Raw genomic sequence first — 24,520 nt, 5'->3', positions numbered from 1 at the left:
GGAACCACATAGTGGACGCAAGCAGAATTTTGTATGTATCTGTGTGGTGTAAGTTATTGGCCTATTAGTACCGGTCAGCTTCACGAGTCGTTAGTCCTCGCTTCCACATCCGGCCTATCAACCCAGTGGTCTGGCTGGGGGCCTCTCACACAATAATGTGTATGGAAATCTCATCTTGAAGCGAGCTTCCCGCTTAGATGCTTTCAGCGGTTATCCCATCCGAACGTAGCTAATCAGCGGTGCACTTGGCAGTACAACTGACACACCAGAGGTTCGTCCGTCCCGGTCCTCTCGTACTAAGGACAGCCCTTCTCAAATTTCCTGCGCGCGCAGCGGATAGGGACCGAACTGTCTCACGACGTTCTAAACCCAGCTCGCGTACCGCTTTAATGGGCGAACAGCCCAACCCTTGGGACCTACTCCAGCCCCAGGATGCGACGAGCCGACATCGAGGTGCCAAACCATGCCGTCGATATGGACTCTTGGGCAAGATCAGCCTGTTATCCCCGAGGTACCTTTTATCCGTTGAGCGACGGCCATTCCACAATGTACCGCCGGATCACTAGTCCCGACTTTCGTCCCTGCTCGAGATGTCTCTCTCACAGTCAAGCTCCCTTGTGCACTTACACTCGACACCTGATTGCCAACCAGGCTGAGGGAACCTTTGGGCGCCTCCGTTACTTTTTAGGAGGCAACCGCCCCAGTTAAACTACCCATCAGGCACTGTCCCTGACCCGGATTACGGGCCGAAGTTAGATGTCCAAAGTGACCAGAGTGGTATTTCAACGATGACTCCACCCGAACTGGCGTCCGGGCTTCAACGTCTCCCACCTATCCTACACAAGCCACTCCGAACACCAATACCAAACTATAGTAAAGGTCTCGGGGTCTTTCCGTCCTGCTGCGCGTAACGAGCATCTTTACTCGTACTGCAATTTCGCCGAGTTTATGGTTGAGACAGCGGGGAAGTCGTTACTCCATTCGTGCAGGTCGGAACTTACCCGACAAGGAATTTCGCTACCTTAGGATGGTTATAGTTACCACCGCCGTTTACTGGGGCTTAAATTCTCAGCTTCGCCGTGAGGCTAACCGGTCCTCTTAACCTTCCAGCACCGGGCAGGAGTCAGTCCGTATACATCGTCTTGCGACTTCGCACGGACCTGTGTTTTTAGTAAACAGTCGCTTCCCCCTGGTCTCTGCGGCCCCGATCCCCTCCCGGACGCGAAGTCCGATCAAGGTTGGGGCCCCCCTTCTCCCGAAGTTACGGGGGCATTTTGCCGAGTTCCTTAACCATAATTCTCTCGATCGCCTTAGTATTCTCTACCTGATCACCTGTGTCGGTTTGGGGTACGGGCGGCTAAAACCTCGCGTCGATGCTTTTCTCGGCAGCATAGGATCACCAAATCCCCCAAACGGGGGTCCCATCAGATCTCAGGCCATATGAGTGGCGGATTTGCCTACCACTCGCCCTACATCCTTAGACCGGGACAACCATCGCCCGGCTCGGCTACCTTCCTGCGTCACACCTGTTAATACGCTTGCCTCCCAGGATCAGGTCCCGCGCTCCACCAAAACCCTTCACCCACAAGGGGTGTCGGGCAGGTCTCGGGCGGTTAGTATCCCCTGTTCAACATGGACGGTTTTTCGCCGGTACGGGAATATCAACCCGTTGTCCATCGACTACGCCTGTCGGCCTCGCCTTAGGTCCCGACTTACCCAGGGCAGATTAGCTTGACCCTGGAACCCTTGATCATTCGGCGGACGGGTTTCTCACCCGTCTTTCGCTACTCATGCCTGCATTCTCACTCGTGTAGGCTCCACCGCTGGTTTACACCGCGACTTCACCGCCCACACGACGCTCCCCTACCCATCCAGACGCCTGAACCACAAGGGCTTAGCTAAATATCTGAATGCCACAACTTCGGCGGTGTACTTGAGCCCCGCTACATTGTCGGCGCGGAATCACTTGACCAGTGAGCTATTACGCACTCTTTTAAGGGTGGCTGCTTCTAAGCCAACCTCCTGGTTGTCTGGGCAACTCCACATCCTTTCCCACTTAGCACACGCTTAGGGGCCTTAGTTGGTGGTCTGGGCTGTTTCCCTCTCGACTATGAAGCTTATCCCCCACAGTCTCACTGCTGCGCTCTCACTTACCGGCATTCGGAGTTTGGCTGACGTCAGTAACCTTGTAGGGCCCATTAGCCATCCAGTAGCTCTACCTCCAGCAAGAAACACGCAACGCTGCACCTAAATGCATTTCGGGGAGAACCAGCTATCACGAAGTTTGATTGGCCTTTCACCCCTACCCACAGCTCATCCCCTCCATTTTCAACTGAAGTGGGTTCGGTCCTCCACGACGTCTTACCGTCGCTTCAACCTGGCCATGGGTAGATCACTTCGCTTCGGGTCTAGATCACGCCACTCACACGCCCTATTCAGACTCGCTTTCGCTACGGCTGCCCCACACGGGTTAACCTCGCGACGTAACACTAACTCGCAGGCTCATTCTTCAAAAGGCACGCCGTCACCAGAATCAGACTGGCTCCGACGGATTGTAAGCACACGGTTTCAGGTACTGTTTCACTCCCCTCCCGGGGTACTTTTCACCTTTCCCTCACGGTACTGGTCCGCTATCGGTCATTAGGGAGTATTTAGGCTTATCAGGTGGTCCTGACAGATTCGCACGGGATTTCTCGGGCCCCGTACTACTTGGGATACTCTCACAGGCGGTACAAACACATTACGGTTACGGGACTAACACCCTCTCTGGCCGGCCTTTCAAAACCGTTCACCTATGCGCGCACATCACACCCCACCAGCCCGGCAGAACTGGTATGGAAAGTCCCACAACCCCGACCATGCAACGCCCGCCGGCTATCACACATGGAACGGTTTAGCCTGATCCGCGTTCGCTCGCCACTACTAACGGAATCACTATTGTTTTCTCTTCCTGCGGGTACTGAGATGTTTCACTTCCCCGCGTTCCCCCCACGCACCCTATGTGTTCAGGTACGGGTCACCAAGTCACTCGCGCGCTTGGCGGGGTTTCCCCATTCGGACACCCTGGGATCACAGTCCGGTTATCGACTCCCCCAGGCTTATCGCAGATTCCTACGTCCTTCTTCGGCTCCTAATGCCAAGGCATCCACCGTGTGCTCTTAAAAACTTGACCACAAAGATCAAAAACAAGCTCACTCGAGAGAACCATGAAAACTGTCCCGCGCACCCAAAGGCACACGAACCAGATCCAGGTTCATTTATCTTGGAAATTGCTTCTTATACAAGATGCTCGCGTCCACTATGTAGTTCTCAAACAACAACCCCACACCACACACCCCACACACACGTGCATGGACCGTCATGGCAGGGAAACCAGAAACAAACAAAACCCAGGGCCAAAACCCCGGTCCTGTTGCCTCAGGACCCAACAGTGTGCCAAACACGAAAACCACCACATCACCACGCCCACCGTTCCAGAACCACCACCAGGTGGGATTCGTACTAGAGAAGGACACGACAACACAACGGCCGCTATTTGTTGATATTCCACCCATGAGCACCCGCCGCAGGACAATCGCCTGCGCAACGGGCTTGCTTCCTGACAACCCCCACACCCGGACATACATCCAGGACAGGTGTTGTAGGCGCTCCTTAGAAAGGAGGTGATCCAGCCGCACCTTCCGGTACGGCTACCTTGTTACGACTTAGTCCCAATCGCCAGTCCCACCTTCGACAGCTCCCTCCCACAAGGGGTTAGGCCACCGGCTTCGGGTGTTACCAACTTTCGTGACTTGACGGGCGGTGTGTACAAGGCCCGGGAACGTATTCACCGCAGCGTTGCTGATCTGCGATTACTAGCGACTCCGACTTCATGGGGTCGAGTTGCAGACCCCAATCCGAACTGAGACCGGCTTTTGGGATTAGCTCCACCTCACAGTATCGCAACCCTTTGTACCGGCCATTGTAGCATGCGTGAAGCCCAAGACATAAGGGGCATGATGATTTGACGTCGTCCCCACCTTCCTCCGAGTTGACCCCGGCAGTCTCCTATGAGTCCCCACCATCACGTGCTGGCAACATAGAACGAGGGTTGCGCTCGTTGCGGGACTTAACCCAACATCTCACGACACGAGCTGACGACAACCATGCACCACCTGTAAACCGACCACAAGTGGGGGACCTGTTTCCAGGTCTTTCCGGTTCATGTCAAGCCTTGGTAAGGTTCTTCGCGTTGCATCGAATTAATCCGCATGCTCCGCCGCTTGTGCGGGCCCCCGTCAATTCCTTTGAGTTTTAGCCTTGCGGCCGTACTCCCCAGGCGGGGCACTTAATGCGTTAGCTACGGCGCGGAAAACGTGGAATGTCCCCCACACCTAGTGCCCAACGTTTACGGCATGGACTACCAGGGTATCTAATCCTGTTCGCTCCCCATGCTTTCGCTCCTCAGCGTCAGTTAATGCCCAGAGACCTGCCTTCGCCATCGGTGTTCCTCCTGATATCTGCGCATTTCACCGCTACACCAGGAATTCCAGTCTCCCCTACATCACTCTAGTCTGCCCGTACCCACCGCAGATCCGGAGTTGAGCCCCGGACTTTCACGGCAGACGCGACAAACCGCCTACGAGCTCTTTACGCCCAATAATTCCGGATAACGCTTGCGCCCTACGTATTACCGCGGCTGCTGGCACGTAGTTAGCCGGCGCTTCTTCTGCAGGTACCGTCACTTTCGCTTCTTCCCTACTGAAAGAGGTTTACAACCCGAAGGCCGTCATCCCTCACGCGGCGTCGCTGCATCAGGCTTGCGCCCATTGTGCAATATTCCCCACTGCTGCCTCCCGTAGGAGTCTGGGCCGTGTCTCAGTCCCAGTGTGGCCGGTCACCCTCTCAGGCCGGCTACCCGTCGTCGCCTTGGTAGGCCATTACCCCACCAACAAGCTGATAGGCCGCGAGTCCATCCAAAACCACAAAAGCTTTCCACCAACCACCATGCGATGATCAGTCATATCCGGTATTAGACCCAGTTTCCCAGGCTTATCCCAGAGTCAAGGGCAGGTTACTCACGTGTTACTCACCCGTTCGCCACTAATCCACCAGCAAGCTGGCATCATCGTTCGACTTGCATGTGTTAAGCACGCCGCCAGCGTTCATCCTGAGCCAGGATCAAACTCTCCGTTGAAAACAAACAGACACAACCAAAACCACCGGAAATAACGGCGACAAAGGCTGCACAAAATTTGAAACCAGCTAAAAACACCAAACCACACCACAGGGGCGGCACGATTCGGCAAATTCAACCAATTACATACATAATCGGTATCAACAAACTTGGCACACTATTGAGTTCTCAAACAACAGACACACCCGGCACCACCCAAACCAACGTTCAGGATCGCTCCGGAGCAACTTTTCAAACTTACCCGATCCCCGTCTCCGAAGCAAATCCATCTTCCAGGACCCACACCGAATTGAAGACCGCCCCCACCCAGCAACAGCACGCATAAAAGCGGACCATTTTCCAGGCCGTTCAAAAAGGGGGGTTGGCCGCTATTTTTCCGCTTCAGCGGCGGCGACTCAGAAAACAATACCCGCACACAACCCCCACCGCAAATCGGGCGGAAGGAAGGGCAGAATCCGCGGAATTCCGGGGCAGAAGGGGCGTTCCGGGCACCCAAGCGGCCTGCCGGTGTCGTAATTCCGCTGTGTGTGCTGCCGCACAGTGCGCCACCACGGCCATGACCGTCGCTGTACCCAGTAACCGAACGAGCTGTGGACGCCTCCCTGAATGGGAAGCGCCCACAGCTCGTCTTAGTACTGCGCGCGTCGCCTATCGCTCGCAGGCAACACCGTCGCCATCACGGTCAAGAGACGAGCTGTATCCCGACTGCCCCCTGTACAGCGGGGCGGCGCCGGCATTCTTCGCGGCGGTGCAGTTGGCGTAGTAAGCAGTTGCAGGCGCCTGGGCCGGTGCCTGGACTGGCGCCTGGACAAACTTCTGCGCCGCTGCCTGGTCGGCTGCTGCCTTGGCAGCTGCGTCCCGGGCCGCCTGATCGGCTGCAGCTTTTGCAGCGGCAGCCTGGTCGGCGGCGGCCTTGTCAGCTGCCGCCTTTTCAGCAGCAGCCTTCGCGGCTGCAGCCTGTTCGGCTGCAACCTTCGCAGCTGCTGCCTTTTCAGCGGCGGCCTTCTCCGCCGCCACATCGTCGAGGTTCTTGACGCCGAGGTGCACCGTGGAGCCCTTGGCAGCCTGCGCCCCGTTGGCAGGATCCTGGGAGATCACCTGCCAGTTGCTCTTGACGATGATCGACTTGCCCTTGGCACTATCCACAGCCTCAACCGTGTAGCCCAGCTTTTCCAACTGGTCTTTGGCCTTATCCAACGTCAGATTCACCACGGCCGGCACTACGACGGTCTCCGTTGTCTGCGAGACAGCTGTAGCGGTGGCGGTACCGGTTGGCTGCGTCGCCGCCTGCTTGCCGCCGCACCCTGTCAGCATGAGGCCGGTCAGCAGAACCAACGCCAGTGACGCCTTCATCCTGCCCATCGCTGGATCGGTGTTTTCTTTCATGTTTCCCCCTGGGAATGCTTGTGATGGTGTTAAGAATCAGGGCCCGGAATCACCGGACGTGACGTGCCTACTCGCAGGCGACGCCGTCGGAGTCGCGGTCCAGCGCAGGGCGGTAGCCGGCCTGCCCCGCGTAGAGCGGCGCGGCGCCTGCAGCCTTCGCCGCCGCGCAGTTGGCGTAGTAGGCAGCAGCAGGTGCCGGCGCGGCAGGAACCGGGGCCACGGGCGCCGGTGCAACCGGTGCGGGCGCCACGGCAGCGGGTGCGGGTGCCGGTGCGGGTGCTGCTGGAGCCGGGGCAGGTGCGGGTGCAACCGCAACGGGTGCCGGGGCAGCCACAACAGGAGCCGGAGCCTGCTGGTTTGTCGGCGCCAACTGCCCGGCGCAGTCGCCAAGGATCCGGGCAATCGCATCGTGCTCCGCCTGGGTGACCCACAGCCCGTACGTCGCCTTCACCGAAACCTGCCGCGCAACGTACTCGCACCGGAAGCCCTTCGCCGGAGGCAGCCAGGTGGCCGCGTCGCCGTCGCCTTTTTGCTGGTTGGTGGGCCCGTCCGTGGCCTGCAGGTTCAGCGGATCGTTGGCAAATGCTGTCCGCTGCTCCGCCGTTAGCTGCTGCGCGCCCTTCTGCCAGGCGTCGCTCAAGGCCACCACGTGGTCAATCTGGACGGCACTGCTGGTCGCGGAACCCCGCACAAAGCTGATGGTTTTGCCCGTGTAAGGATCGGCCAGGGTTCCCGACTGCACCTTGCACGGCACACTGTTCGTGTATGAAATGCCGGTGAGGTCGCGTTTGAGGATGTCATTGCGGGTATCGCAGCCATTCCGGTCCACGTCTGCCCATGCCTGGCCGAACTGCGCCCGGTCGTATCCGGTCTTCGGTGCGCGGCCCTTGATGGGCAGGGCAGCCAGCAGATCCAACGCCTTGGTGGCGTAGGCAGGCTGCGCGTTGGGCGCGGTTGCGGTGACGCCGGAGGCAAGAACGTATGGGTTCTCCGGGTCCAGCGGTTCGCCCGTGGCGTCGGCAGTGGGACTAGGCGTGGACGACGGCGACGCCTTGGCTGTTGCGGTTGGGCTCGCTGTCGATTGGGTGGCCTTGGCAGTGCTCTCCGATGAGGCGGCCTGCAGGTCAGTGCCGGCCACCCGCGGCATTGCGACGGCACCCCCGATGAAGAGCGCCAAAGACGCGGCTATCGCGACGGCTCCGGCTTTCCGTTTTGCGGGAAGCCATGCCCAGGATCGGCGTCCGGTAAGGAGGACGTAGAGGCCGGTGAGGGCCAGCGAGATGGCCAGGACAACCAGGGCCCCCGCGAATCCGCTGCCCATTGACGCCAAAAGCATAAAAAGCGCGGTAATCGCCCCAACAATAAACGTTGAGTAGCGTGGTTTCCGCGGCGGCTTCGGTGCCGGAGCGGACGGAACAAACCCCATAAGGGTTTCGTAGTCGGACATTCTTTCCCCATTTACAGGAGGCCCGAAAACCCGCGCCCCCGCATTTGCCGGGCCTGCTGCTTAGCCCGGTAAAGTCATCGTCGACGAGCCTATGCCCCGTTCCGGGCTCAATACGGGGCCTTTCAGGATCCTCAGCGAACATTCAGGAATTCTTGATGCGAGCTTGAGGAAAGGCTGTCGCAATACGCTGCTGCTGCTTAATAAATTCGCGCCCGGCAAGGCCATCGACGGCATTTTCAGCCTCCATTCCCTTGGAACAAGGCCGAAGATAGAGTGGGCTGCATGCAGATGCGCCTCGAGGTTGTACAGGTACCGGTTTCAGACGTCGACAAATCAAAAGCGTTTTACACGGAAAAACTGGGATTCATCCTGGACCACGATGTGGAGCACATTCCGGGCATGCGCGTGGTCCAACTGACTCCCCCGGGTTCTGCCACATCGGTGGTGATCGGCACCGGCATGACCACCATGACGCCGGGCAGCCTGGAGGGCCTCCAACTGGTTGTTCCCGATCTCACCGAAGTCCGCAGCGAGCTGGTCCGGCGCGGTGCAGATATCAGCGAGATCCAGGACCTTGGCGGCGTCCTGTTCGCCTACTTCAGCGATCCTGACGGCAACCGCTGGGTCATGCAGGGCCAGACGCAGGAGCACGTCCGGGACGCACACAGGTCGTAGGAAGAGCGGACCGACGGTGGAGCGGGCGTCAGCCGCAAACCCACCAAAGCTGAGCGGGCGTCAGCCGCAAACCCACCAAAGCTGAGCGGGCGTCAGCAGCGGCACGCCGTTACGACGACGGCGGCACGGCCTCAACGGGTTCCAGCACGTCCTGGACCACCTCGTTGTGGCGCAGGAACCAGGGTTTGAACGGCGGGTCAAAGCGGGCGAACCTGGGCGCGCCCACGGGAGTCAGGCCCGCCAGCGTGAGCGCCGCCTGCAGTCCGTTGTTGCGCCGTTCAAAGGCCGATGCCGAGCCGCTGCCCGAAAAGCCCAGCACCGCTGCCAAAGAACCACACACCGCCCGCACCCTGACCTTGGGGTCGTCGGGCACCGGAGCAGTTTCCGCGGTCACGCCGGCAGGCAGGACAAAGGCGACCGAGAATTCCGCGGCCTGCCCCGCGCCGGGCAGCGGACCGCTTTGGAGTACGGGCGTTGTCATTGCGAGCTTCTGTGGTCCCGGTTCCTGGATCACCGGGGCGGTCATGGCAAGTTTCTGCCGGGCAGTGTTGCTGCCGCTGATGTAGTTGAAGAGATACCGGAAGGCGGCGTTGCCCGCGCGGTCAAAATTCGCGTTCACGGTCACCTCGGCCACCACGTAATCCGGATACCGGCGCAGTTCGAAGTGCGGATAACGCCGGATCAACTCATAGGGCTGCTTTTCAGTCATGGTGCGCAAAGCCTACGCCCGTCCGGCAGGAGCGGATAGACCAGGGGCCGCGACCAGGCTCTGCTACACCACCTGTTGCGTCCCCCGCGCCCGGGACCTGGCGCGCAGAACGGCGCTGCCGACCAGTGCGACCAGGAGGAGGCCCATCACGCCGAATATGGCAGTCAGGACCACGCCCACGCCACGGACCCACACACCATCGCTCTCATAGCCGGGCACAATGGCCCGGCCGGGATCAGTCTCGGCATAGATGACCGTGACGCTGCTGCCCACCACGGGATGCTGGTCGTGGTCCACGGCGGCGAACGTCTTGCGGGGCAGCCCATCCGCGGCCGTGTAGTCGACCCTGATCCTGCGCTCCGAAGCCTTGGTGACGTCGTCGAAGTGGACGATCGTTCCGGTGGTCTGCGCTCCAATCCGTGCAAGCTCTTCATCGGCGTTGATCATGAAGCTGCCCACGCCGATCATCACCGGACCAAGGCATAGGACCAGGAGGGTCACCGCCAGGTTCAGTTTCCCCTTCCACGACAGCCAGGGTTTACGGTTTTCGTCAATTCTGCGCCCAGTCACGGCTCCCATTCTGCCGGAGCTGTCGGCAAAACCACATGTGCAGCCATTGCCCTCAGCAACCAGCTGCGACATAATAGTTAGCAGAACTAATTAGCAGTGCTAATAAAAGCCGCAGGAGGCGCATCCACCTACATGTCCCCCACCCAGACGCAGAACCAGGCAACCGCGGACCCCACTGCCCCGGATACCCTTGCCATCGATCTCCGAACCGCCGTGATGCGTACCTCGCGCCGGCTCCGCGTTGAGGCAACAGGCGAAATCATCACCCCCGGCCAGTACACGGTGCTGGCCCTGCTGAACGGCAGCGGTCCCAGCACCCTGCGCGCGCTTGCCGAAAGTGAACACGTCCAGGCACCGTCCATGACCAGGATCGTCAATGCCCTCGCCGACCAGGGCTTCGTTACCCGGTCCGCCAATCCCGACGACGGCCGGCAGGTCCGCGTGGAAATCACCGATGCCGGCAGGAAAGTCCTGGCAGAGGCCCGGAGCCAGCGCACCGCCTGGCTGGCCCGGCGCGTGGCCGGACTCAGCGAGGAAGACCGGCTCACCCTCAGCCGCGCGGCCCGCATCATGCAGGAAATGAGCGGCAAATGAGCGCGATGTTCCGGGCCCTGGAGAACCCCAACTACCGCATCTGGGCCAGCGGCGCGATCGTCTCCAACATCGGCACCTGGATGCAGCGCGTGGCCCAGGACTGGCTGGTCCTGACCGTCCTCACCGACCACTCAGGTGCCGCCGTCGGCCTCACCACGGGCCTGCAGTTCCTGCCTATGCTGCTGTTCGGCCCCTACGGCGGGGTATTGGCGGATCGCTACCGCAAGCGCATCATCCTCATGTGGACGCAGCTGGCCATGGGCTTCACGGCCCTCGCCATCGGCCTCCTGGTGGTCACCGGCACCGCCCAGCTGTGGCATGCCTACGTTGCCGCCTTCTGCCTGGGCGTGGCCAGCGCCGTGGATGCACCCGCGCGCCAGGCCTTTGTTTCCGAACTGGTGGGCCAGGACAACATTTCCAACGCCGTGGCGCTCAACTCCGCGTCCTTCAACACGGCCCGGCTCACCGGTCCTGCGATCGCCGGCGTCCTCATCGCCTGGGTGGGTACCGGCCCGGTGTTCCTCCTGAACGCCGCGAGCTTCGCCGCCGTCCTGGTCTCGCTGTTCCGGATCCGCACCACGCAGCCTGCCCCCGTTGCCAAGGGAGAGCGGAGCAAGCACCAGGTGGTCGAGGGCATCCGTTACGTGCGGCGCCGTCCGGACCTGATGCTGATCATGGTCCTGGTGGGCATCCTGGGCGCGTTCGGCATGAACTTCCCGGTGATCAACTCGCTGATGGCCACCACTGAATTCAGCATGGGCCCGAGCGAATTCGGACTCCTCGGCTCCATCATGGCCGTGGGCACGCTGGCCGGCGCGCTCCTGGCGGCACGCCGCTCCGGACCGCGGCTGCGGTTCCTGCTGGGCGGGGCACTGGGACTGGGGGGCTTCACCATCCTGGGCAGCGTCGCGCCGACATTCTGGGTGTACGCGGCCATCCTGATCCCCGTGGGCTTGGCGTCCATCACTTTCCTGAACAGCTGCAACACCAGCATCCAGCTCTCCGTGGAGCCACAGTTCCGGGGCCGCGTACTGGCCCTCTACCTGGCCATCCTCCAGGGCGGCACTGCCATCGGTTCGCCGCTGGTGGGTTGGGTCGGCAGCGAGTTCGGCGCGCGCTGGTCCGTCGCGGTGGGCGGCATCGTGGTGCTGCTCGCTGGTATCGCCGCCGTCATCGTGGTCACCAGGCGCAACCGGCTCACCCTGCGCGGCGCACTCCGGATGGCCCTCGGCAGGCGCGAGCCCGCAGTCTGAGCTTCACTGTTACGGGACGGGGCTTCACTGTTGCGGGGCGGCCACGATGTCCACGGAAACTTCCACCGCCGGGACCGTTCCCTTGTTCTCCAGCCAGTGGGTGGTGTGCCGGTCCTCCGGCCAGCCCACCCCCGGCCCGTAGTCCGTGGCCACCCCGTCGCGGTGGTCGGTGATGGTCCCCTGCAGGACATAAACGGTCCCGGGGCGGCCCACGTGGTCATGGAGGGGCCCGAAAACTCCGCCTGGCTCGATGGTCACCATCCGCATCCGGAGTTGGCGCCCGTCCATGCCCTCGATCTCCCCGGCAAGATCCACCGTCGACAGAACCTCCATAGAGACGCCCTTTGTCTCCGGCACCACTTCTTCCACGCCCACCGCTTTCCCTTCCCTCCGGACTGCTGACGACGGCGGCGCCGGCCGGCCGCTGCCACGCACCCGGGTGCGGGTGCTTTAGGCGGCACGTGCCGGCGTCGACCGCTTTATTGCTGAACCTCCTGCTGCAAGCCTTGGCCGTCAGGACGGAATGGAGGAGATGTTCAGGATGTTGCCCTCGCTGTCCAGGAACCACGCTGCCTGGCCGTACCCCTCCATCGTTGCGATGCCGTTCTCGGTCTTCAGCCCAGGCATGTCGTAATCCTCGAAAACGACGCCGCGGGCCCGGAGTTCGTCCACGTCCCGCTGAACGTCGTCCGTGGCCCAGCCAATTTGCGTGTTTTTGGCCGAACCGGCGTTGTCCGTCTGGTAGATCAGGAACGAGGTTCCCTTTCCGCACCGATAGACAAGGCCGCCGTCCGCCATTGTGCGCTCGGGCTCAAACCCCAGCTTGTCCCGATAAAAATCCCGCGCCCGGTCGATGTCCTTGGCCGGCAGCACAGCCATGACTTCCATATCTTTGAGCATGACGAATCTCCTTGTGCTCTGATGGCGTTGCTCTCCCCCTGAAATGGTCCGGCCGTCCCCCGCCGGGCGTCGTGGCCGTCCTTCCCGCCGATTGCCGGGGCGGCCGCCTGAAACCCCTGGGTCCGCCGCGGCGCAGAACAGCAGCGGGAGGTTCCCGAAGTCTACGAGGCCATTATGGGACCGAAAATCCCACGACGGAATAGGGGATTTAAACGGCCCTGAAGCGGCCTCCCCCTGCTACTTACGTGCCACCCAGATTGCTTTACGCAGGGCAGCGCCCGCTACGGATACGAGGGGAACCAGGCATACCAGCGCGACGATGGTGTTGGGGCGGAAGACCGGACGCCCATTAACCGTCCGGTAGATTCCCAGTGGCACAACGAACCCGCCGCCGCCTCCGCCGGAGGCGCCGTCCTCCGACTCCGTGCCGCCGCCGAAGCCGAAGGACACCAGCGCCACGGGCACGATCTCCTCCCCGCCCAGGTTGACGGGGGTGCCGTAGGCGCGGGTGACGCCCATGTTCTTAAAGGATTCTGCAAGGGACGCAAGAGTGTCAGCCATGGCCCTCACGTTAGGGCGCCAGGCGTGGCTGCAGGAAGGACCATAAGTCCTGAGGAGCCTCCTGGCCCACTGGGAAGCGGGTACCCTGCTGCCGTGCTGGCCGGCGCCGTCCGCTTCTTTACTTCCGGATCTCGGCCATCCGCAGCCGAACAATGTCTTCCAGCACGTCGTCGGGCACGGGGTGGTCCGCGGTGAAGCGGATGGTCCCCTTAGACAGCGAGTACCCTTCCAGCCGCCCGGCCACCGCTTCCACCACCGCGCCGGAAAAGGGAAAGATCGAAAGGTGTTTTGCCGCCGGGACGGCTGCCAACAGCGGTTTGCCCTCGAGTTTCAGGGCGGGCATGCCATAGCTCATCCCTTCCGTGGCCTCGGGAGCCAGAGAGCGCGCAGTCTCCACCACATGCTGCAGGCAACTGCGGTCGGGTTCATCCAGCGCGGCCAGCGCCTCGTCCACGGCGCCCAAGGGGAACCTCAGCTCTTCCGGGCCGCAACGGTGGAAGCCAGCGCGGCGAGCCCGCGCTCGAAGTCAGCGCCCACCATCTTGTCCATGTCCATGAACAGCGCGAACACCCTGCCCAGGCCCTTGTTCTCACCCGTCATCCGCCAGGTCACCTCGGTACCGGTGTCCACCGGGGTGAAACTGAACGTGGTGGGGTTCAGTGCCTTGAACGGCCTGGTGAACTGCAGCCGGATCCGGATCAGGCTGGCGGGTATGGATTCTGTGAGTTCCATGGTGCCGCTGCCGGCCCTGCGGTTGCCGCTCCACTCGTACCCTGCGCCGGCGCCGGCCTCGTTGCCGAAGTAACGGCGGCTCATGCCCGGGTCAATCGTTTCCCAGGGGGACCAGGCGGTCCATTCGTGGAAGTTGTTGACCAGGGGGAAGATCTGCTCCGGTGAGGCAGGGATGACCGCCGTGCGGCGGACGTCAAAAGTGGACATGGGCCCAGCATAGGGGCCGGAGCCGCTGGCGTTAAGGGAGGACGACGTTCAGGGGGTCCTTGCCCTCGAGCAGGAGGCCGATCTGCTTCCTGAGCAGCCGGACCATCCGGGGGAACATGGCCGAGCTGGCGCCGCCGACGTGCGGGGTGATGAGCACGCCCGGTGTGGTCCACAGCGGGTGGTCCGCGGGCAGCGGTTCCGGGTCGGTCACGTCCAGGGCAGCCCGGAGCCGGCCGGTCGATGTCTCGGCGAGCAGGGCGTCGGTGTCCGCCACGGGGCCGCGGGCCACATTGACCAAGAGGGCTCCGTCCGGCATGGCCGCGAGGAACTTGGCGTCCACCAGCTGCTGGGTCTGCTCACCCAGCGGAACACTGACCACCACGATCTCGTGCAGCGGCAGCTGCTCGTAGAGCGAATCGATTCCGTGGATGGTCCCGCGGTCGTCCTCACGGGCGCGGCTGGCCATCCGGGTGACGTCGGTTTCGAACGGCAGGAGCCGGGCCTCGATGGCCTTGCCCACTCCGCCGTAGCCCACCAGCAGCACCCGCCGGTCGGCCAGGCTGGGCCGCTGGCTGTTGTCCCATGTTCCGGTTTCCTGGTTCCGGACAAAGTCCGGGATGCCCCGCTGGGACGCCACCATCATGCCCACGGCGAGCTCCGCCGTCGACGTTTCATGGACTCCGGCCGCGTTCGCGAAGGTGACGCCCTCGGGCAGAACTGCGGCGACGCCGTCGTACCCGATGGACTGGCTCTGCACCAGGCCCACGTCAGCGCCCTCCAATGCGGCGAGCGCCGACGGTTTGCCCATGTAGCCGGGCACCAGCAGGTCCAGCCGGCCCTCCGGCGCAGGTCCATCAAGGTCCCACAGGACAAACTCGACGCCGTCCATGGGCGCCAGTGCGTCCAGCAGGTTTTGGGCGGGCAGGCAGACGCGCAGCGGGGCCGTCACGCGGCGACCATCAGCTTCACGTTGGCGGCGCCCAGGGCATCCTCGATTTCCCGCGGGGGCGGGGCGTCCGTCACCAGGATGTCCACCGCATCGAAGGCCGCAAGCCGCGCCAGCGCGTACCGCAGCATCTTTTGATGGGTGGCGACCACCACCACCTGTTCCGCTGAATTCATAAGGGCGATCTTAGTGGCGCGTTCCACGTCCCGCTCAATATAGAACGCCTCGTCATGGATGCCGGTCACGCCGATGAAGGCTGTCTTGGCGCGCAGGCCGGCCGCCGCCGTGACCGTCATGGGGCCGTTGAACGCCTGGCTGTCCAGCAGCAGCTCCCCGCCAAGGCAGATGGTACGCGCTGCCGTGAGCTGGAGGCAGCGCTGGATGGCGGGGGCGGAATGCGTGATGATGGTGCCCGTGAAGGATGTGGGCAATTCCTGCGCGATCTGGTAGGTCGTGGTGCCGGCATCCAGGATGATGGCGTCCCGCTCGCCAATCAACGAGATGCAGGCACGCGCCACCCGGAGTTTGGCATCCGAATCCTCCCTCACCCGGGCGGCGAAGTCCGCGTTCTGGCCATGACCGTCCACGGCGCTGACGCCGCCGTGCACCACCCGGGCCAGTCCGCGCTTGGACAGGACCCGGGTGTCACGCCGAACGGTCATGTCGGAGACCGCGAACGTCTCCGCCAGGTCGTTCGTGGAAATGAAGCCCCTCCGGCCCAGCTCGTCCAGGATGGTGCGCTGGCGGGGCGTCAGCGGCGCCTCTTCATGTGCGGTGCTCATAGCTGCTCTTCCCTCCCCAATGTGCCGGGCAGGAGCCTGGCGGGATGTTGGACTTCCAACAAAATTCTTCTATGAACGTACCCCGGAAACAGCATTGGCAAGCTCCACGGGGCGTCCTTCCGTAATGGAACGTTCCGCCGCGAGGCCCATCCGGACTGACTGCAGTCCGTCGGCAACCGTCACTTCGACGGGACCTTCGCCGAGGATGGCCTTCCGGTACCCCAGGTGCTCGTAGTACGTGGACCCGTGATGGGCACCGGCCGCGAGGACGGCCTCGTCCACCGGGACTTCGTGCTTTTCGGGGCCCAGCGGGGACCGCGGGCTGAACTCCACGGTGGCTTCGGCCTCATCTCCTGGGATCCAGTGGTTGGCTGCTACCGGGATCAGCGTCTCGATCTTTGCGGCATCACCCACGATGGAGATCCGTTCCTGGAATTTGGATCCCTCGGCGAACATGGACAGTTCCAGCATGGCCCGGCGGCCGCCCTTGAAATCGACAATCACGTAGGCGTTGTCCACCATGTCGGACACCCGGCCGTCGTAGACCTCGTCCATGTGGTTTACGTCGTGGCCGCCGCTGGCGTACACCCGGACAGGCTCATCCTGCAGGATCAGCCGCATCAGGTCGAAGAAGTGGCAGCACTTCTCCACCAGGGTGCCGCCGGTGCGCTCGGCGAAGCGGTTCCATGCGTCCACCTTGTGCAGGAACGGGAAGCGGTGCTCCACGATGGAGAGCATGTGGATCTTCCCCAGCTTGCCGCCGTGCGCCGCCTGGATGATTTCCTGCACCGGCGGCATGTAGCGGTACTCCATGGCCACCCACACCGGTGCGGGGTAGTTGGCGGCGAGGGCTTCCAGTTCGTCCGCCTGCTCCGCGCTGGTGCACACAGGCTTTTCCACGAGCACGGGCAGGTTGGTGCCGCTGGCGAAGACGTCCTTCAGGATGCCCAGGTGCGTGTCGTTGGGGCTGGCGATGACTAGGGCGTCCACCAGGCCCGAGGCCAGGAGTTCCTGATGGGTGGCGAACGTCTGCACCTCATGTCCGATCTCCGCGACCGTCTCTTCCAGGGACGACGGTGTGGGATCCGAAACTGCGGTGACGAGGCTGCCCGGAATTAGTGCAAGGTTCCTCACATGTTCGCGGGCCATGTGGCCGGCTCCGATGAGGCCGTACCGGATGGTCCGGGGTGATTCCGCAGTAGGCAATGACATGAGCTGCTCCGTTTCTCTACGTTGAGGGGGCGGGACCGCGGCGTTGCATCCCAAACACAACTATACAGAAAGTGTTGTTTTTCCAACATGGCGTGTGTATATTTCTTCAATACCAGCCGGAACTACAACGAGGTGGAACGTGCCCCAACCGTCAACTGGAACCCTGCTCTTCGTAGGCTGTGCCACCCTTGACTCCATCGCCCTGGTGGAGGATTTCCCGGCCGCGGACAGCCGCACCGTCGCCACGGATTTTGCGACGGCGGGCGGCGGCCCCGCAGCCACGGCAGCCGTCGCGGCGGCCCGGGCAGGCGCCAGCACCGCCTTCGCCGGCGTCCTCGGCGCCGATGAAGAAGGAGACCGCATCATTGCCGGGCTCCAGGGGGAAGGCGTGGACACCTCCGCCGTCATCCGCGATCCGGGTGTCAAAACCGGAGCCAGCGTGATCGTGGTCAGCAAGGCCACCGAAAGCCGGGCCATCGTCACCCGGCCAGTGCCGCCCGTCAGTTTTCCCGCCGCCAGCCGCTTTACCGAGCTGCTGCAGTCCGCGGCCTGGGTCCACGTGGACCACCTGGGCTGGAACGCTGTTGCCACGGTGCCCGGCTTCAACCCGGAGGACCTGAACCTCAGCGTTGACGCCGGCAATCCGATCCCCGCCTTCAGCCCCCGTGGTGTCGCACTCTACGTGCCCACTATTGAAAGGCTCCAGGCGGAGTACGGCGCGGGCCTCTCCCCCGAGGCCCTCCTGGGCAAAGCGCTTGACGACGGCGCCACCGCCGTCGTCGCCACCGCCGGCTCCGAAGGAGCCTGGGTTGTGGAACGCGGCGGCCAACCGGTCCACATCCCGGCCGCCCCCGCCACCATCGTCTCCACCCTCGGCGCCGGCGATGTTTACCACGGCGCCCTGCTCGCGGCCGTCGCCGCCGGCCTTCCGCTGGTGGACGCCGCAGTGTTCGCCGGCCGCACCGCTTCCGCCTCGTGTGGCGGACTGGACGGCCGCTCCGCCATCCCGCACCAGACCATCGCCCCTGTCCCAGTTTCCAACCTGTCCAGCTGAAAGAAGCAGCCCATGAGCCACACCGATCTTTCCCCCCTGCAGCGCCCGTCCGGCGCCTTTGCGATGCTTGCCGTCGACCAGCGCGAAGCCATGCGCAACATGTTCGCCGAGCACACCGACCAGCCCGTCACCGACGATGACCTGCGCGACTTCAAGCTCGAGGCCGCCCGTATCCTCACCCCCTACGCCTCCGGCATCCTCATCGACCGCCAGTTCGCCCTCGACCAGGCCATCGACGCCGGTGTGGTGGATTCCAGCTGCGGGCTCATCGCCTCCGCGGACCACTTCGAATCCGCGCACGGCGAGCTGGTGGGCGAGGTGACCATCGACCGGCTGGTGGACCCGCACAAGTACAAGGCCCTCGGCGTCAAGGCCCTCAAGCTGCTGGTGCTCTACCGCCCGGACGAGCCCGCCGAGGGCCGGGTGGCCATGGTCCGCGAATTCGTGGACAGCTGCCGGTCCGCCGGGCTGATCAGCATCATTGAACCTGTGTCCCGCAAGCCCCTTGCCGGTGGCGACTTCGACTGGAACGCCGGAATCCTGGCCGCAGCCAAGGAGCTCGGCAGCCTTGGCGCCGACCTCTACAAGGCCGAGGTCCCCTTCAAAGGGCAGGCCTCCGAGGATGATGTCCGCGCGGCCTGCGCCGAACTGACCAAAGCCATCGACGGCCCCTGGGTGGTCCTTTCCAGCGGCGTTCCCGAGGACGTCTTCCCCGACGCCGTCCGGTGGGCCTGCCTGGAAGGCGCCAGCGGCTTCCTCTCCGGACGCGCCGTCTGGGCATCCTGCATCGGAGCCCCCGACGTCGTCGAATCCCTGTCCACCGACGCCGTCCGCAGGCTGCAGCGCCTCTGCGCCGTGGTTGACGACGTCGTTTCAGCACAACGGGCCCACGCATAGGCACCGTCCAGGCGCCACAGCGTCCTCCCCGGGGCAACCCGTTTCCGCAGTAAGCACACAAGGCACAGCAAACACTCAACGAGGAGATTATTGTGAGTCAGATTTCACGCAGGCAGGCTATGGCCATTCTCGGAGCCCTGGGCTTCGGCGCCACGGCGGCGGCGTGCGCAGGCCCCGGCGGTTCCACCTCGCCGGCCGGCGCCTCCGGACCGGCAGCCCCGTCCACCGGCGCAGTGACCGGCAAGGTGTCCTTCGCCCACTGGCGCGGCGAGGACAAGGCCGTGTTCGACGAGCTCATTAAGCGTTTCGCCGCCAAGCACGACGGCGTAGAGGTGGCCCAGGACATCTCCACCTCCAACGACTACAACGCACAAGCCCTGCAGAAGCTGCGCGGCGGCTCCATCGGTGACGCGTTCGCCACCTTCCGCGGCGCCCAGTTCAAGAACTTCAGCGAAGCCGGGATCTACACCGACCTCAAGGACAGCAAAGCCGTGGCGAACTACCAGAAGGGACTGTTGTCCGCGGGCCAGAGCGGCAACAACCAGCTGGGCCTGCCGTACCAGGTGGTGTTCCCCATGCCCATGGCCAACGTGGACCTCTTCGACAAGGCCGGCGCGGAAATCGCCCCCAAGAACTGGGATGCGTTCCTGGCGATGTGTGAAAAACTCGCCTCCGCCGGGGTCATCCCCATCTCCTGGCCGGGCGGCGATGTGGGCAACGGCGGCCAGTTGTTCAACTGCATGATTGCCAACAATGCCCCGGTGGACGACATGTGCGCCCAGATCGAACAGGGCAAGCTCAAGTGCACCGATGACTGGTTCATCAAGATGCTCAACCAGTACAAGGACCTGAAGCCCTTCGTACAGCCGAACGCCACGGGCACCGCCGTGGAGCCGGCGCAGAACCTGTTCTCGCAGGGCAAGGCCGCCATGCTGGCCACCGGTTCGTACCACATCGCCGCAGTCCGCGGCCTGGGTGCCAAGTTCCCCATCGACCTGGTGTTCCCCAACACCACCTCCGACGGCAAGGGCAAGTATGAAGGCGCCTACAACGCCACCTTCATCCTGGGCGTCAACTCCGCCAGCAAGAACCAGGCCGCGGCAGCAGCCTGGATCGACTTCCTCTCCGAGCCCGAGAATGCGGGCTATTACGCCAACCAGACCGCCCAGCACGTTTCGGTGGACAAGGTGGAATACACCAACCCGGACCTGAAGCGGCTGAGCCCCTGGCTGCAGAAGAAGACCGCGCTCGCCGCCCGCTTCCAGTTCAACAACCTTGATGTCCGCAACGCGGTGGAAGCCAGTGCCACGGCCGTCATCTCCGGCACCAGCCCGGAGCAGGCAGCCGCTGCCGCCCAGAAGATTGTCGATGAACGGCTATGAGCATCCATCCCGGAACCGCTGCGAAGCACAAGGCGCCGGAGGACCAAACCGCCGCCAGCGCGGCCAAGGTGCGCCGCCGCTCCCCCACCCGCGTGAATCCGGCACTGTACCTCTTCCCGCTGCCGGCCGTCGCCGTCGTCGCCTTCTTCCTGGTGATGCCCACGCTGCAGGCCTTCCAGTACGCCATCACGGACTGGAACGGCTTCTCGGCGGCATTCAACTATGTTGGCCTGGACAACTTCATCCGCGCGTTCACCAAGGACTCGCTGTTCACCAATGCCCTGACCAACAACCTGAAGTTCGTGCTGCTGGTGGTCATCGCGCAGACCCTCTTCTCGCTGATCCTCGCCCTGCTCCTGACGAAGAACTCCCGGGGCAGCATCCTGCTCCGGGCGCTGTTCTTCTTCCCCACCATCCTGTCCTCGGTGTCGGTGGCCTTCATCTGGAAGTTCATCTACGACCCCAACTTCGGGCTGGCGAACTCGGTCCTCAGGACCGTCGGAGTGGACGGCGGCGCCTATCTCGGCAACGACGCCCAGGCCTTGTACTGGGTGGCCGTCACCCAGGTGTGGTTCCACTCGGGCCAGATGATGGTGGTCTACATTGCCGGGCTGCAGGCCATCCCCCGGGAACTCTACGAAGCGGCGGAGATGGACGGTGCCAACAAATGGCAGCAGTTCAAATCCATCACCTGGCCCTTCGTTGCCCCGGCCACATCCATTGTGGTGGCCTACACCACCGTGCAGTCCTTCAAGGCGTTCGACCTGATCCTGGGCATCGCGGGAAATCCGCCCAAGAGCTCCCTGGACATCCTGTCCACCCGCATTTACAGCACCTTTGCCAACTCGGAATTCGGCTACGCCGCCGCCCAGTCGATCATCTTCATGGCGATGATCGCCCTGGTCACCTGGCTGCAGCGCCGCCTGCTCCGGCTGACCCCGAAGGGGGACTAGCAGCATGCTCGCCTCACTAAGCCGCCGCGCCATCCTGGCCATCTACGCGGTCATCATCATCGTTCCGCTGACTGTGGTGGCCTTCGGCAGTTTCAAGACCACGCAGGAACTCTTCGCAGGGCCCTTCAGCCTGCCCCACTCGCTCTCCGCAGACAACTTCACCGAAGTGGTGGGCGGCCAGAACCTCGGCTCGTCCTTCATGAACAGCGTGATCGTCACCGGCATCTCCGTGCCGCTCACCCTCTTCCTGGCCAGCCTGGCCGGGTACGCGGTGTCCCGGCTGAAGGGGTTCATGTCCTGGGCCATCTTCGGGTTCCTGGTCCTGGGCATGGCCATCCCGGCGCAGGCCAACATGGTCCCGCTCTATGTGCTCTTCGGCAGGCTGGGCCTGCTGGACAACCTGGCCGGCCTGATCCTGGCCAACGTGGTCTCCACGCTGCCCATCGCCGTGTTCATCCTGGGCGGGTTCATGCGGACCCTGCCCAAGGAACTCTACGAAGCCTCCTCGATTGATGGCAGCGGTCCGTGGAAGACCTACTCCTCCATTGCCCTGCCGCTGTCAGCACCCTCCATCGCTGCGGCCGCCATCTTCCTGTTCGTCATCCACTGGAACGAACTCCTCTACCCGCTGCTGTTCATCCAGACCCCCGGGAACCGGACGCTGCCGCTGGCGCTGCTCAGCTTCCAGGGCGAGTTCCAGACCAATTACCCGCTTCTGTTCGCCGGCGTCATCCTGGCGTCCCTGCCCGTGGTGGTGGCGTACGTCTTCCTGCAGCGCTACTTCGTTGCCGGCATCACGGCAGGCGCCAGCAAGGGATGAGTACGACGACGGCGGGCAGCACCTGCGACGGCAGCCCCCTCCCAGCCAACGAAAGGCACCATTCATGAACCTCAAGTCAGCCCGGCACCTGATCAACGGCAGCTGGCACACCGGCGGAACCGCCAGGGACGTGACGGACCCCGGCAACGGCAGCACGGTAGGTGAGGTGGCCTGGGGCACCGCCCAGGAAGCCACGACAGCCGGCGACGCCGCGGCAGAGGCTTTCAGGTCCTGGTCGCACACCACCGCACGCCACCGCGCCGACCTGCTGCGCAACGCTGCCGATCTCCTGGCAGAACGCCGCGACGAGCTCGCACACACCCTGGCACTCGAGGCCGGCAAACGGCTCCCCGAAGCTCAGGGGGAAGTGGACTTCTCCGTGGAGTACTTCCGCTGGTTCGCCGAGGAGGCCCGCCGCGCCACCGGCACCGTCAGCCCGCCCGAACTGCAGGGCCGCCGCCACCTCAGCACCCGCAAACCCCTCGGCGTGGCCCTCAGCCTGACGCCCTGGAACTTTCCGGTGTCCATCCAGGCCCGGAAGCTTGCCGCAATGCTTGCCGCCGGCTGCACAGTGGTGGGCAGGGTGTCAGAGAAGGCCCCGCTGGCCGCCACCGGCCTGTTCGAGGTCCTGCACGACGCCGGGTTCCCCGCCGGTGTGGTGAACCTGGTCCACGGCCCCTCCCGCGAAATCACCGCCGCCCTGATGTCACACCCCGCAGTCCGGGCCGTCAGCTTCACCGGCTCCACCGGGGTGGGACGGCAGATCATGGCATCCGCCTCGGAGCGCGTGGTCCGGCCGCTGCTGGAACTCGGCGGCAACGCACCCTTCATCGTCTTCGAGGACGCCGACCTGGACGCCGCCGTGGACGGTGCCGTCCTCGGCCGGCTCCGCAACACCGGCCAGTCCTGCGTGGCCGCCAACCGGTTCCTGGTCCAGGACAGCATTGCGGAGGAATTCGCACGGAAGCTGGGCGCCCGCTTTGATGCCATGAGCATCGGCCATGGAGTTCCCGACGACGGCGGTCCGGTCCCGGATCTCGGTCCCGTCATCGACGCCGAAAGAGTGTCCGCGGTGCAGGCACTGGTGGACGACGCGATCGAACGCGGCGCCCGGCGGGTCACCGAGCGGACTTCCGTACCCGGCGAAGGTGCCTTCATGGCACCCACGCTGCTGGCCGACGTCCCCGACGACGCGCTCCTGGTGACCGAGGAAGTCTTTGGCCCGGCGGCCGGCGTCGTCACCTTCTCCTCGGAGGAAGAAGCGATCCGGAAGGCCAACGCCACCGAGATGGGCCTGGCCGCCTACGTCTGGAGCGGCAGCCCCAGGCGCGGCTGGGACATCCCCGAGCAGCTCGAAGCCGGCATCGTGGGCGTGAACGATCCCCTCCCGTCCGTGGCCTTCGCGCCCATGGGCGGTGCCAAACAGTCCGGCCTGGGCCGGGAAGGATCAAGCCTGGGCCTGGAGGAGTTCGAGGAGGTCCAGTACGTGGCCTGGAGGCCGTAAATGCTGACCACCGGCCTGGTGCTGGGCGCCGTTGTCATGGGTGCCGGGATGCAGCGCGTCACCGGCATGGGCTTCGCGCTGGTGGCCGCCCCCTTCCTGGTCCTGCTCCTGGGGCCGGTGGAGGGAGTGGTGCTGGTGAACGTGTGCGGGGCCGTGACGGCGGGGGCCATCATCTTCCGGGTGGTAAAGGACATCGACTGGAAGCGCTACGCCGCACTGGCGGCTTCGGCGCTGCTGGGCATCATTCCAGCAGCCTTCCTGATCCGGCTCATTCCGGCACCTGTGCTGGAGATCTCCATCGGAGTGATCCTCGCCGTCGGCCTGACCGTCCTGCTGGTCCTGAAATCCGCCACCCTGCCGGAGCGCCGCCGCTACCTGTTGACCGCCGGCGGCCTCAGCGGCTTCATGAACACAGCAGCCGGGGTGGGTGGCCCTGCCGTCAGCATGTACTCGATAGCCACCCGGTGGCAGCACAAATCCTTTGCGGCCACCATGCAGCCGTACTTCTTCACCATCGGTACGTTCTCGCTGATCTCGAAGGCCATCACGGCTCCCGCGACCTTCCCCGTGCTGCCGCTGGCCATGTGGCTCGCCGTCGCCGTTGCCTGCCTGGCAGGGCTGGTACTCGGCGACCTCGCCGCCAAACACGTCCCGGCCCGCGCCGCGCAGATCCTCCTGATCATCCTGGCCTACCTGGGAGCGGCCGCCACCATCATCCGCGGCGTATCCGACGCCGTGGGCTGACCCGACCTTTTCACTT

Annotated in this window: 22 protein-coding genes and 2 rRNA genes; 10 read left to right on the top strand and 14 right to left on the bottom strand. The window is 63.6% G+C overall.

What is annotated here, in order from left to right; all coding sequences use genetic code 11:
• Positions 1-43: 43 nt before the first annotated feature.
• The 4 genes from VIK36_RS05305 to VIK36_RS05290 all read right to left on the bottom strand — a co-directional run bounded on the left by VIK36_RS05305 (position 44) and on the right by VIK36_RS05290 (position 8,009).
• A 23S ribosomal RNA gene (locus VIK36_RS05305) occupies positions 44-3,172 on the bottom strand.
• 483 nt (positions 3,173-3,655) lie between these two features.
• Positions 3,656-5,176, bottom strand: a 16S ribosomal RNA gene (locus VIK36_RS05300).
• Together the 16S and 23S rRNA genes form the textbook arrangement of a ribosomal RNA operon.
• A gap of 648 nt (positions 5,177-5,824) precedes the next feature.
• Positions 5,825-6,562 carry an excalibur calcium-binding domain-containing protein gene (locus VIK36_RS05295; RefSeq protein WP_324644344.1) on the bottom strand — a complete coding sequence of 246 codons (738 nt, stop codon included), beginning with the start codon at positions 6,560-6,562 and terminating at the stop codon, positions 5,825-5,827.
• Between the two features lie 67 nt (positions 6,563-6,629).
• Positions 6,630-8,009 carry a GmrSD restriction endonuclease domain-containing protein gene (locus VIK36_RS05290; RefSeq protein ID WP_324644343.1) on the bottom strand — a complete coding sequence of 460 codons (1,380 nt, stop codon included), beginning with the start codon at positions 8,007-8,009 and terminating at the stop codon, positions 6,630-6,632.
• 282 nt (positions 8,010-8,291) lie between these two features.
• Between VIK36_RS05290 and VIK36_RS05285 the strand changes: the two genes are divergently transcribed.
• Complete coding sequence (locus VIK36_RS05285; protein ID WP_255174632.1) at positions 8,292-8,684, top strand: VOC family protein; 393 nt, start codon at positions 8,292-8,294, stop codon at positions 8,682-8,684.
• A gap of 109 nt (positions 8,685-8,793) precedes the next feature.
• On the opposite strand, the gene VIK36_RS05280 is transcribed toward VIK36_RS05285, so the two are convergent.
• Both VIK36_RS05280 and VIK36_RS05275 read right to left on the bottom strand, forming a co-directional pair.
• The gene (locus tag VIK36_RS05280; protein WP_324644342.1) at positions 8,794-9,393 is read right to left on the bottom strand and encodes a heme-binding protein; all 600 of its coding nucleotides are present in this window, start codon (positions 9,391-9,393) and stop codon (positions 8,794-8,796) included.
• Between the two features lie 63 nt (positions 9,394-9,456).
• The gene (locus tag VIK36_RS05275; protein ID WP_324644341.1) at positions 9,457-9,963 is read right to left on the bottom strand and encodes a DUF3592 domain-containing protein; all 507 of its coding nucleotides are present in this window, start codon (positions 9,961-9,963) and stop codon (positions 9,457-9,459) included.
• Positions 9,964-10,095: 132 nt separating this feature from the next.
• On the opposite strand from VIK36_RS05275, the gene VIK36_RS05270 reads away from it, so the two are divergent.
• Both VIK36_RS05270 and VIK36_RS05265 read left to right on the top strand, forming a co-directional pair.
• A complete protein-coding gene (locus VIK36_RS05270) occupies positions 10,096-10,557 on the top strand; it encodes a MarR family transcriptional regulator (protein ID WP_324644340.1) in 462 nt (153 codons plus the stop codon).
• Positions 10,554-11,810, top strand: coding sequence for an MFS transporter (locus tag VIK36_RS05265; RefSeq protein ID WP_324644339.1), 1,257 nt, complete (start codon positions 10,554-10,556; stop codon positions 11,808-11,810). Before VIK36_RS05270 ends, VIK36_RS05265 begins: the two co-directional genes overlap by 4 nt.
• A gap of 24 nt (positions 11,811-11,834) precedes the next feature.
• Here the strand turns inward: VIK36_RS05265 and VIK36_RS05260 are convergent, their stop codons facing one another.
• The 8 genes from VIK36_RS05260 to VIK36_RS05225 form a co-directional block, all read right to left on the bottom strand.
• Positions 11,835-12,143, bottom strand: a complete 309-nt coding sequence (locus VIK36_RS05260; RefSeq protein WP_255174627.1) for a cupin domain-containing protein — start codon at positions 12,141-12,143, stop codon at positions 11,835-11,837.
• Positions 12,144-12,323: 180 nt separating this feature from the next.
• The gene (locus VIK36_RS05255) at positions 12,324-12,710 is read right to left on the bottom strand and encodes a VOC family protein (RefSeq protein WP_159632758.1); all 387 of its coding nucleotides are present in this window, start codon (positions 12,708-12,710) and stop codon (positions 12,324-12,326) included.
• Between the two features lie 237 nt (positions 12,711-12,947).
• The gene (locus tag VIK36_RS05250) at positions 12,948-13,271 is read right to left on the bottom strand and encodes a hypothetical protein (protein WP_324644338.1); all 324 of its coding nucleotides are present in this window, start codon (positions 13,269-13,271) and stop codon (positions 12,948-12,950) included.
• Positions 13,272-13,389: 118 nt separating this feature from the next.
• A complete protein-coding gene (locus VIK36_RS05245; RefSeq protein WP_324644337.1) occupies positions 13,390-13,734 on the bottom strand; it encodes an iron chaperone in 345 nt (114 codons plus the stop codon).
• A gap of 8 nt (positions 13,735-13,742) precedes the next feature.
• Entirely contained in the window at positions 13,743-14,210 is a 468-nt protein-coding gene (locus VIK36_RS05240; protein ID WP_324644336.1) for an SRPBCC family protein, read from the bottom strand.
• 31 nt (positions 14,211-14,241) lie between these two features.
• Positions 14,242-15,159 carry a 2-hydroxyacid dehydrogenase gene (locus VIK36_RS05235; RefSeq protein ID WP_324644334.1) on the bottom strand — a complete coding sequence of 306 codons (918 nt, stop codon included), beginning with the start codon at positions 15,157-15,159 and terminating at the stop codon, positions 14,242-14,244.
• The gene (locus VIK36_RS05230; protein ID WP_255174621.1) at positions 15,156-15,938 is read right to left on the bottom strand and encodes a DeoR/GlpR family DNA-binding transcription regulator; all 783 of its coding nucleotides are present in this window, start codon (positions 15,936-15,938) and stop codon (positions 15,156-15,158) included. Before VIK36_RS05230 ends, VIK36_RS05235 begins: the two co-directional genes overlap by 4 nt.
• A gap of 69 nt (positions 15,939-16,007) precedes the next feature.
• On the bottom strand, positions 16,008-17,150 hold the full coding sequence (locus VIK36_RS05225; RefSeq protein ID WP_324644333.1) for a Gfo/Idh/MocA family oxidoreductase: 1,143 nt from the start codon (positions 17,148-17,150) through the stop codon (positions 16,008-16,010).
• Positions 17,151-17,289: 139 nt separating this feature from the next.
• Here VIK36_RS05225 and VIK36_RS05220 point away from each other — a divergent pair, with 139 nt between their 5' ends.
• The 7 genes from VIK36_RS05220 (at position 17,290) to VIK36_RS05190 (ending at position 24,504) form a co-directional block, all read left to right on the top strand.
• On the top strand, positions 17,290-18,204 hold the full coding sequence (locus VIK36_RS05220) for a PfkB family carbohydrate kinase (protein WP_324644332.1): 915 nt from the start codon (positions 17,290-17,292) through the stop codon (positions 18,202-18,204).
• A 12-nt stretch (positions 18,205-18,216) separates the two neighbouring features.
• Complete coding sequence (locus VIK36_RS05215; RefSeq protein ID WP_255174618.1) at positions 18,217-19,101, top strand: aldolase; 885 nt, start codon at positions 18,217-18,219, stop codon at positions 19,099-19,101.
• Positions 19,102-19,193: 92 nt separating this feature from the next.
• The gene (locus VIK36_RS05210) at positions 19,194-20,483 is read left to right on the top strand and encodes an ABC transporter substrate-binding protein (protein ID WP_255174617.1); all 1,290 of its coding nucleotides are present in this window, start codon (positions 19,194-19,196) and stop codon (positions 20,481-20,483) included.
• Positions 20,480-21,436, top strand: coding sequence for a carbohydrate ABC transporter permease (locus tag VIK36_RS05205; RefSeq protein WP_255174616.1), 957 nt, complete (start codon positions 20,480-20,482; stop codon positions 21,434-21,436). The genes VIK36_RS05210 and VIK36_RS05205 overlap by 4 nt, the downstream gene beginning before the upstream one ends.
• Positions 21,437-21,440: 4 nt before the next feature.
• Positions 21,441-22,256, top strand: a complete 816-nt coding sequence (locus tag VIK36_RS05200; RefSeq protein WP_324644331.1) for a carbohydrate ABC transporter permease — start codon at positions 21,441-21,443, stop codon at positions 22,254-22,256.
• 64 nt (positions 22,257-22,320) lie between these two features.
• Positions 22,321-23,760, top strand: a complete 1,440-nt coding sequence (locus VIK36_RS05195; protein ID WP_324644330.1) for an NAD-dependent succinate-semialdehyde dehydrogenase — start codon at positions 22,321-22,323, stop codon at positions 23,758-23,760.
• On the top strand, positions 23,761-24,504 hold the full coding sequence (locus VIK36_RS05190) for a sulfite exporter TauE/SafE family protein (RefSeq protein ID WP_255174613.1): 744 nt from the start codon (positions 23,761-23,763) through the stop codon (positions 24,502-24,504).
• Positions 24,505-24,520: the final 16 nt, after the last annotated feature.

The organism is Pseudarthrobacter sp. LT1 (genome assembly GCF_035621795.1).
In the GTDB taxonomy this organism is placed as follows: Bacteria; Actinomycetota; Actinomycetes; order Actinomycetales; family Micrococcaceae; genus Arthrobacter.
Note: the sequence above shows the minus strand (reverse complement) of the source record. Positions and strands in the feature narration are given on the sequence as shown.

Bases quoted from the DNA above. Each gene is read 5' to 3' on its own strand.
- VIK36_RS05270 (WP_324644340.1), top strand. From the start codon at position 10,096: ATGTCCCCCACCCAGACGCAGAACCAGGCAACCGCGGACCCCACTGCC.
- VIK36_RS05240 (WP_324644336.1), bottom strand. From the start codon at position 14,210: ATGTCCACTTTTGACGTCCGCCGCACGGCGGTCATCCCTGCCTCACCG.
- VIK36_RS05250 (WP_324644338.1), bottom strand. From the start codon at position 13,271: ATGGCTGACACTCTTGCGTCCCTTGCAGAATCCTTTAAGAACATGGGC.
- VIK36_RS05195 (WP_324644330.1), top strand. From the start codon at position 22,321: ATGAACCTCAAGTCAGCCCGGCACCTGATCAACGGCAGCTGGCACACC.
- VIK36_RS05290 (WP_324644343.1), bottom strand. From the start codon at position 8,009: ATGTCCGACTACGAAACCCTTATGGGGTTTGTTCCGTCCGCTCCGGCA.
- VIK36_RS05295 (WP_324644344.1), bottom strand. From the start codon at position 6,562: ATGAAAGAAAACACCGATCCAGCGATGGGCAGGATGAAGGCGTCACTG.
- VIK36_RS05255 (WP_159632758.1), bottom strand. From the start codon at position 12,710: ATGCTCAAAGATATGGAAGTCATGGCTGTGCTGCCGGCCAAGGACATC.
- VIK36_RS05190 (WP_255174613.1), top strand. From the start codon at position 23,761: ATGCTGACCACCGGCCTGGTGCTGGGCGCCGTTGTCATGGGTGCCGGG.
- VIK36_RS05285 (WP_255174632.1), top strand. From the start codon at position 8,292: ATGCAGATGCGCCTCGAGGTTGTACAGGTACCGGTTTCAGACGTCGAC.
- VIK36_RS05225 (WP_324644333.1), bottom strand. From the start codon at position 17,150: ATGTCATTGCCTACTGCGGAATCACCCCGGACCATCCGGTACGGCCTC.
- VIK36_RS05265 (WP_324644339.1), top strand. From the start codon at position 10,554: ATGAGCGCGATGTTCCGGGCCCTGGAGAACCCCAACTACCGCATCTGG.
- VIK36_RS05200 (WP_324644331.1), top strand. From the start codon at position 21,441: ATGCTCGCCTCACTAAGCCGCCGCGCCATCCTGGCCATCTACGCGGTC.
- VIK36_RS05280 (WP_324644342.1), bottom strand. From the start codon at position 9,393: ATGACTGAAAAGCAGCCCTATGAGTTGATCCGGCGTTATCCGCACTTC.
- VIK36_RS05230 (WP_255174621.1), bottom strand. From the start codon at position 15,938: ATGAGCACCGCACATGAAGAGGCGCCGCTGACGCCCCGCCAGCGCACC.
- VIK36_RS05260 (WP_255174627.1), bottom strand. From the start codon at position 12,143: ATGGAGGTTCTGTCGACGGTGGATCTTGCCGGGGAGATCGAGGGCATG.
- VIK36_RS05215 (WP_255174618.1), top strand. From the start codon at position 18,217: ATGAGCCACACCGATCTTTCCCCCCTGCAGCGCCCGTCCGGCGCCTTT.
- VIK36_RS05205 (WP_255174616.1), top strand. From the start codon at position 20,480: ATGAGCATCCATCCCGGAACCGCTGCGAAGCACAAGGCGCCGGAGGAC.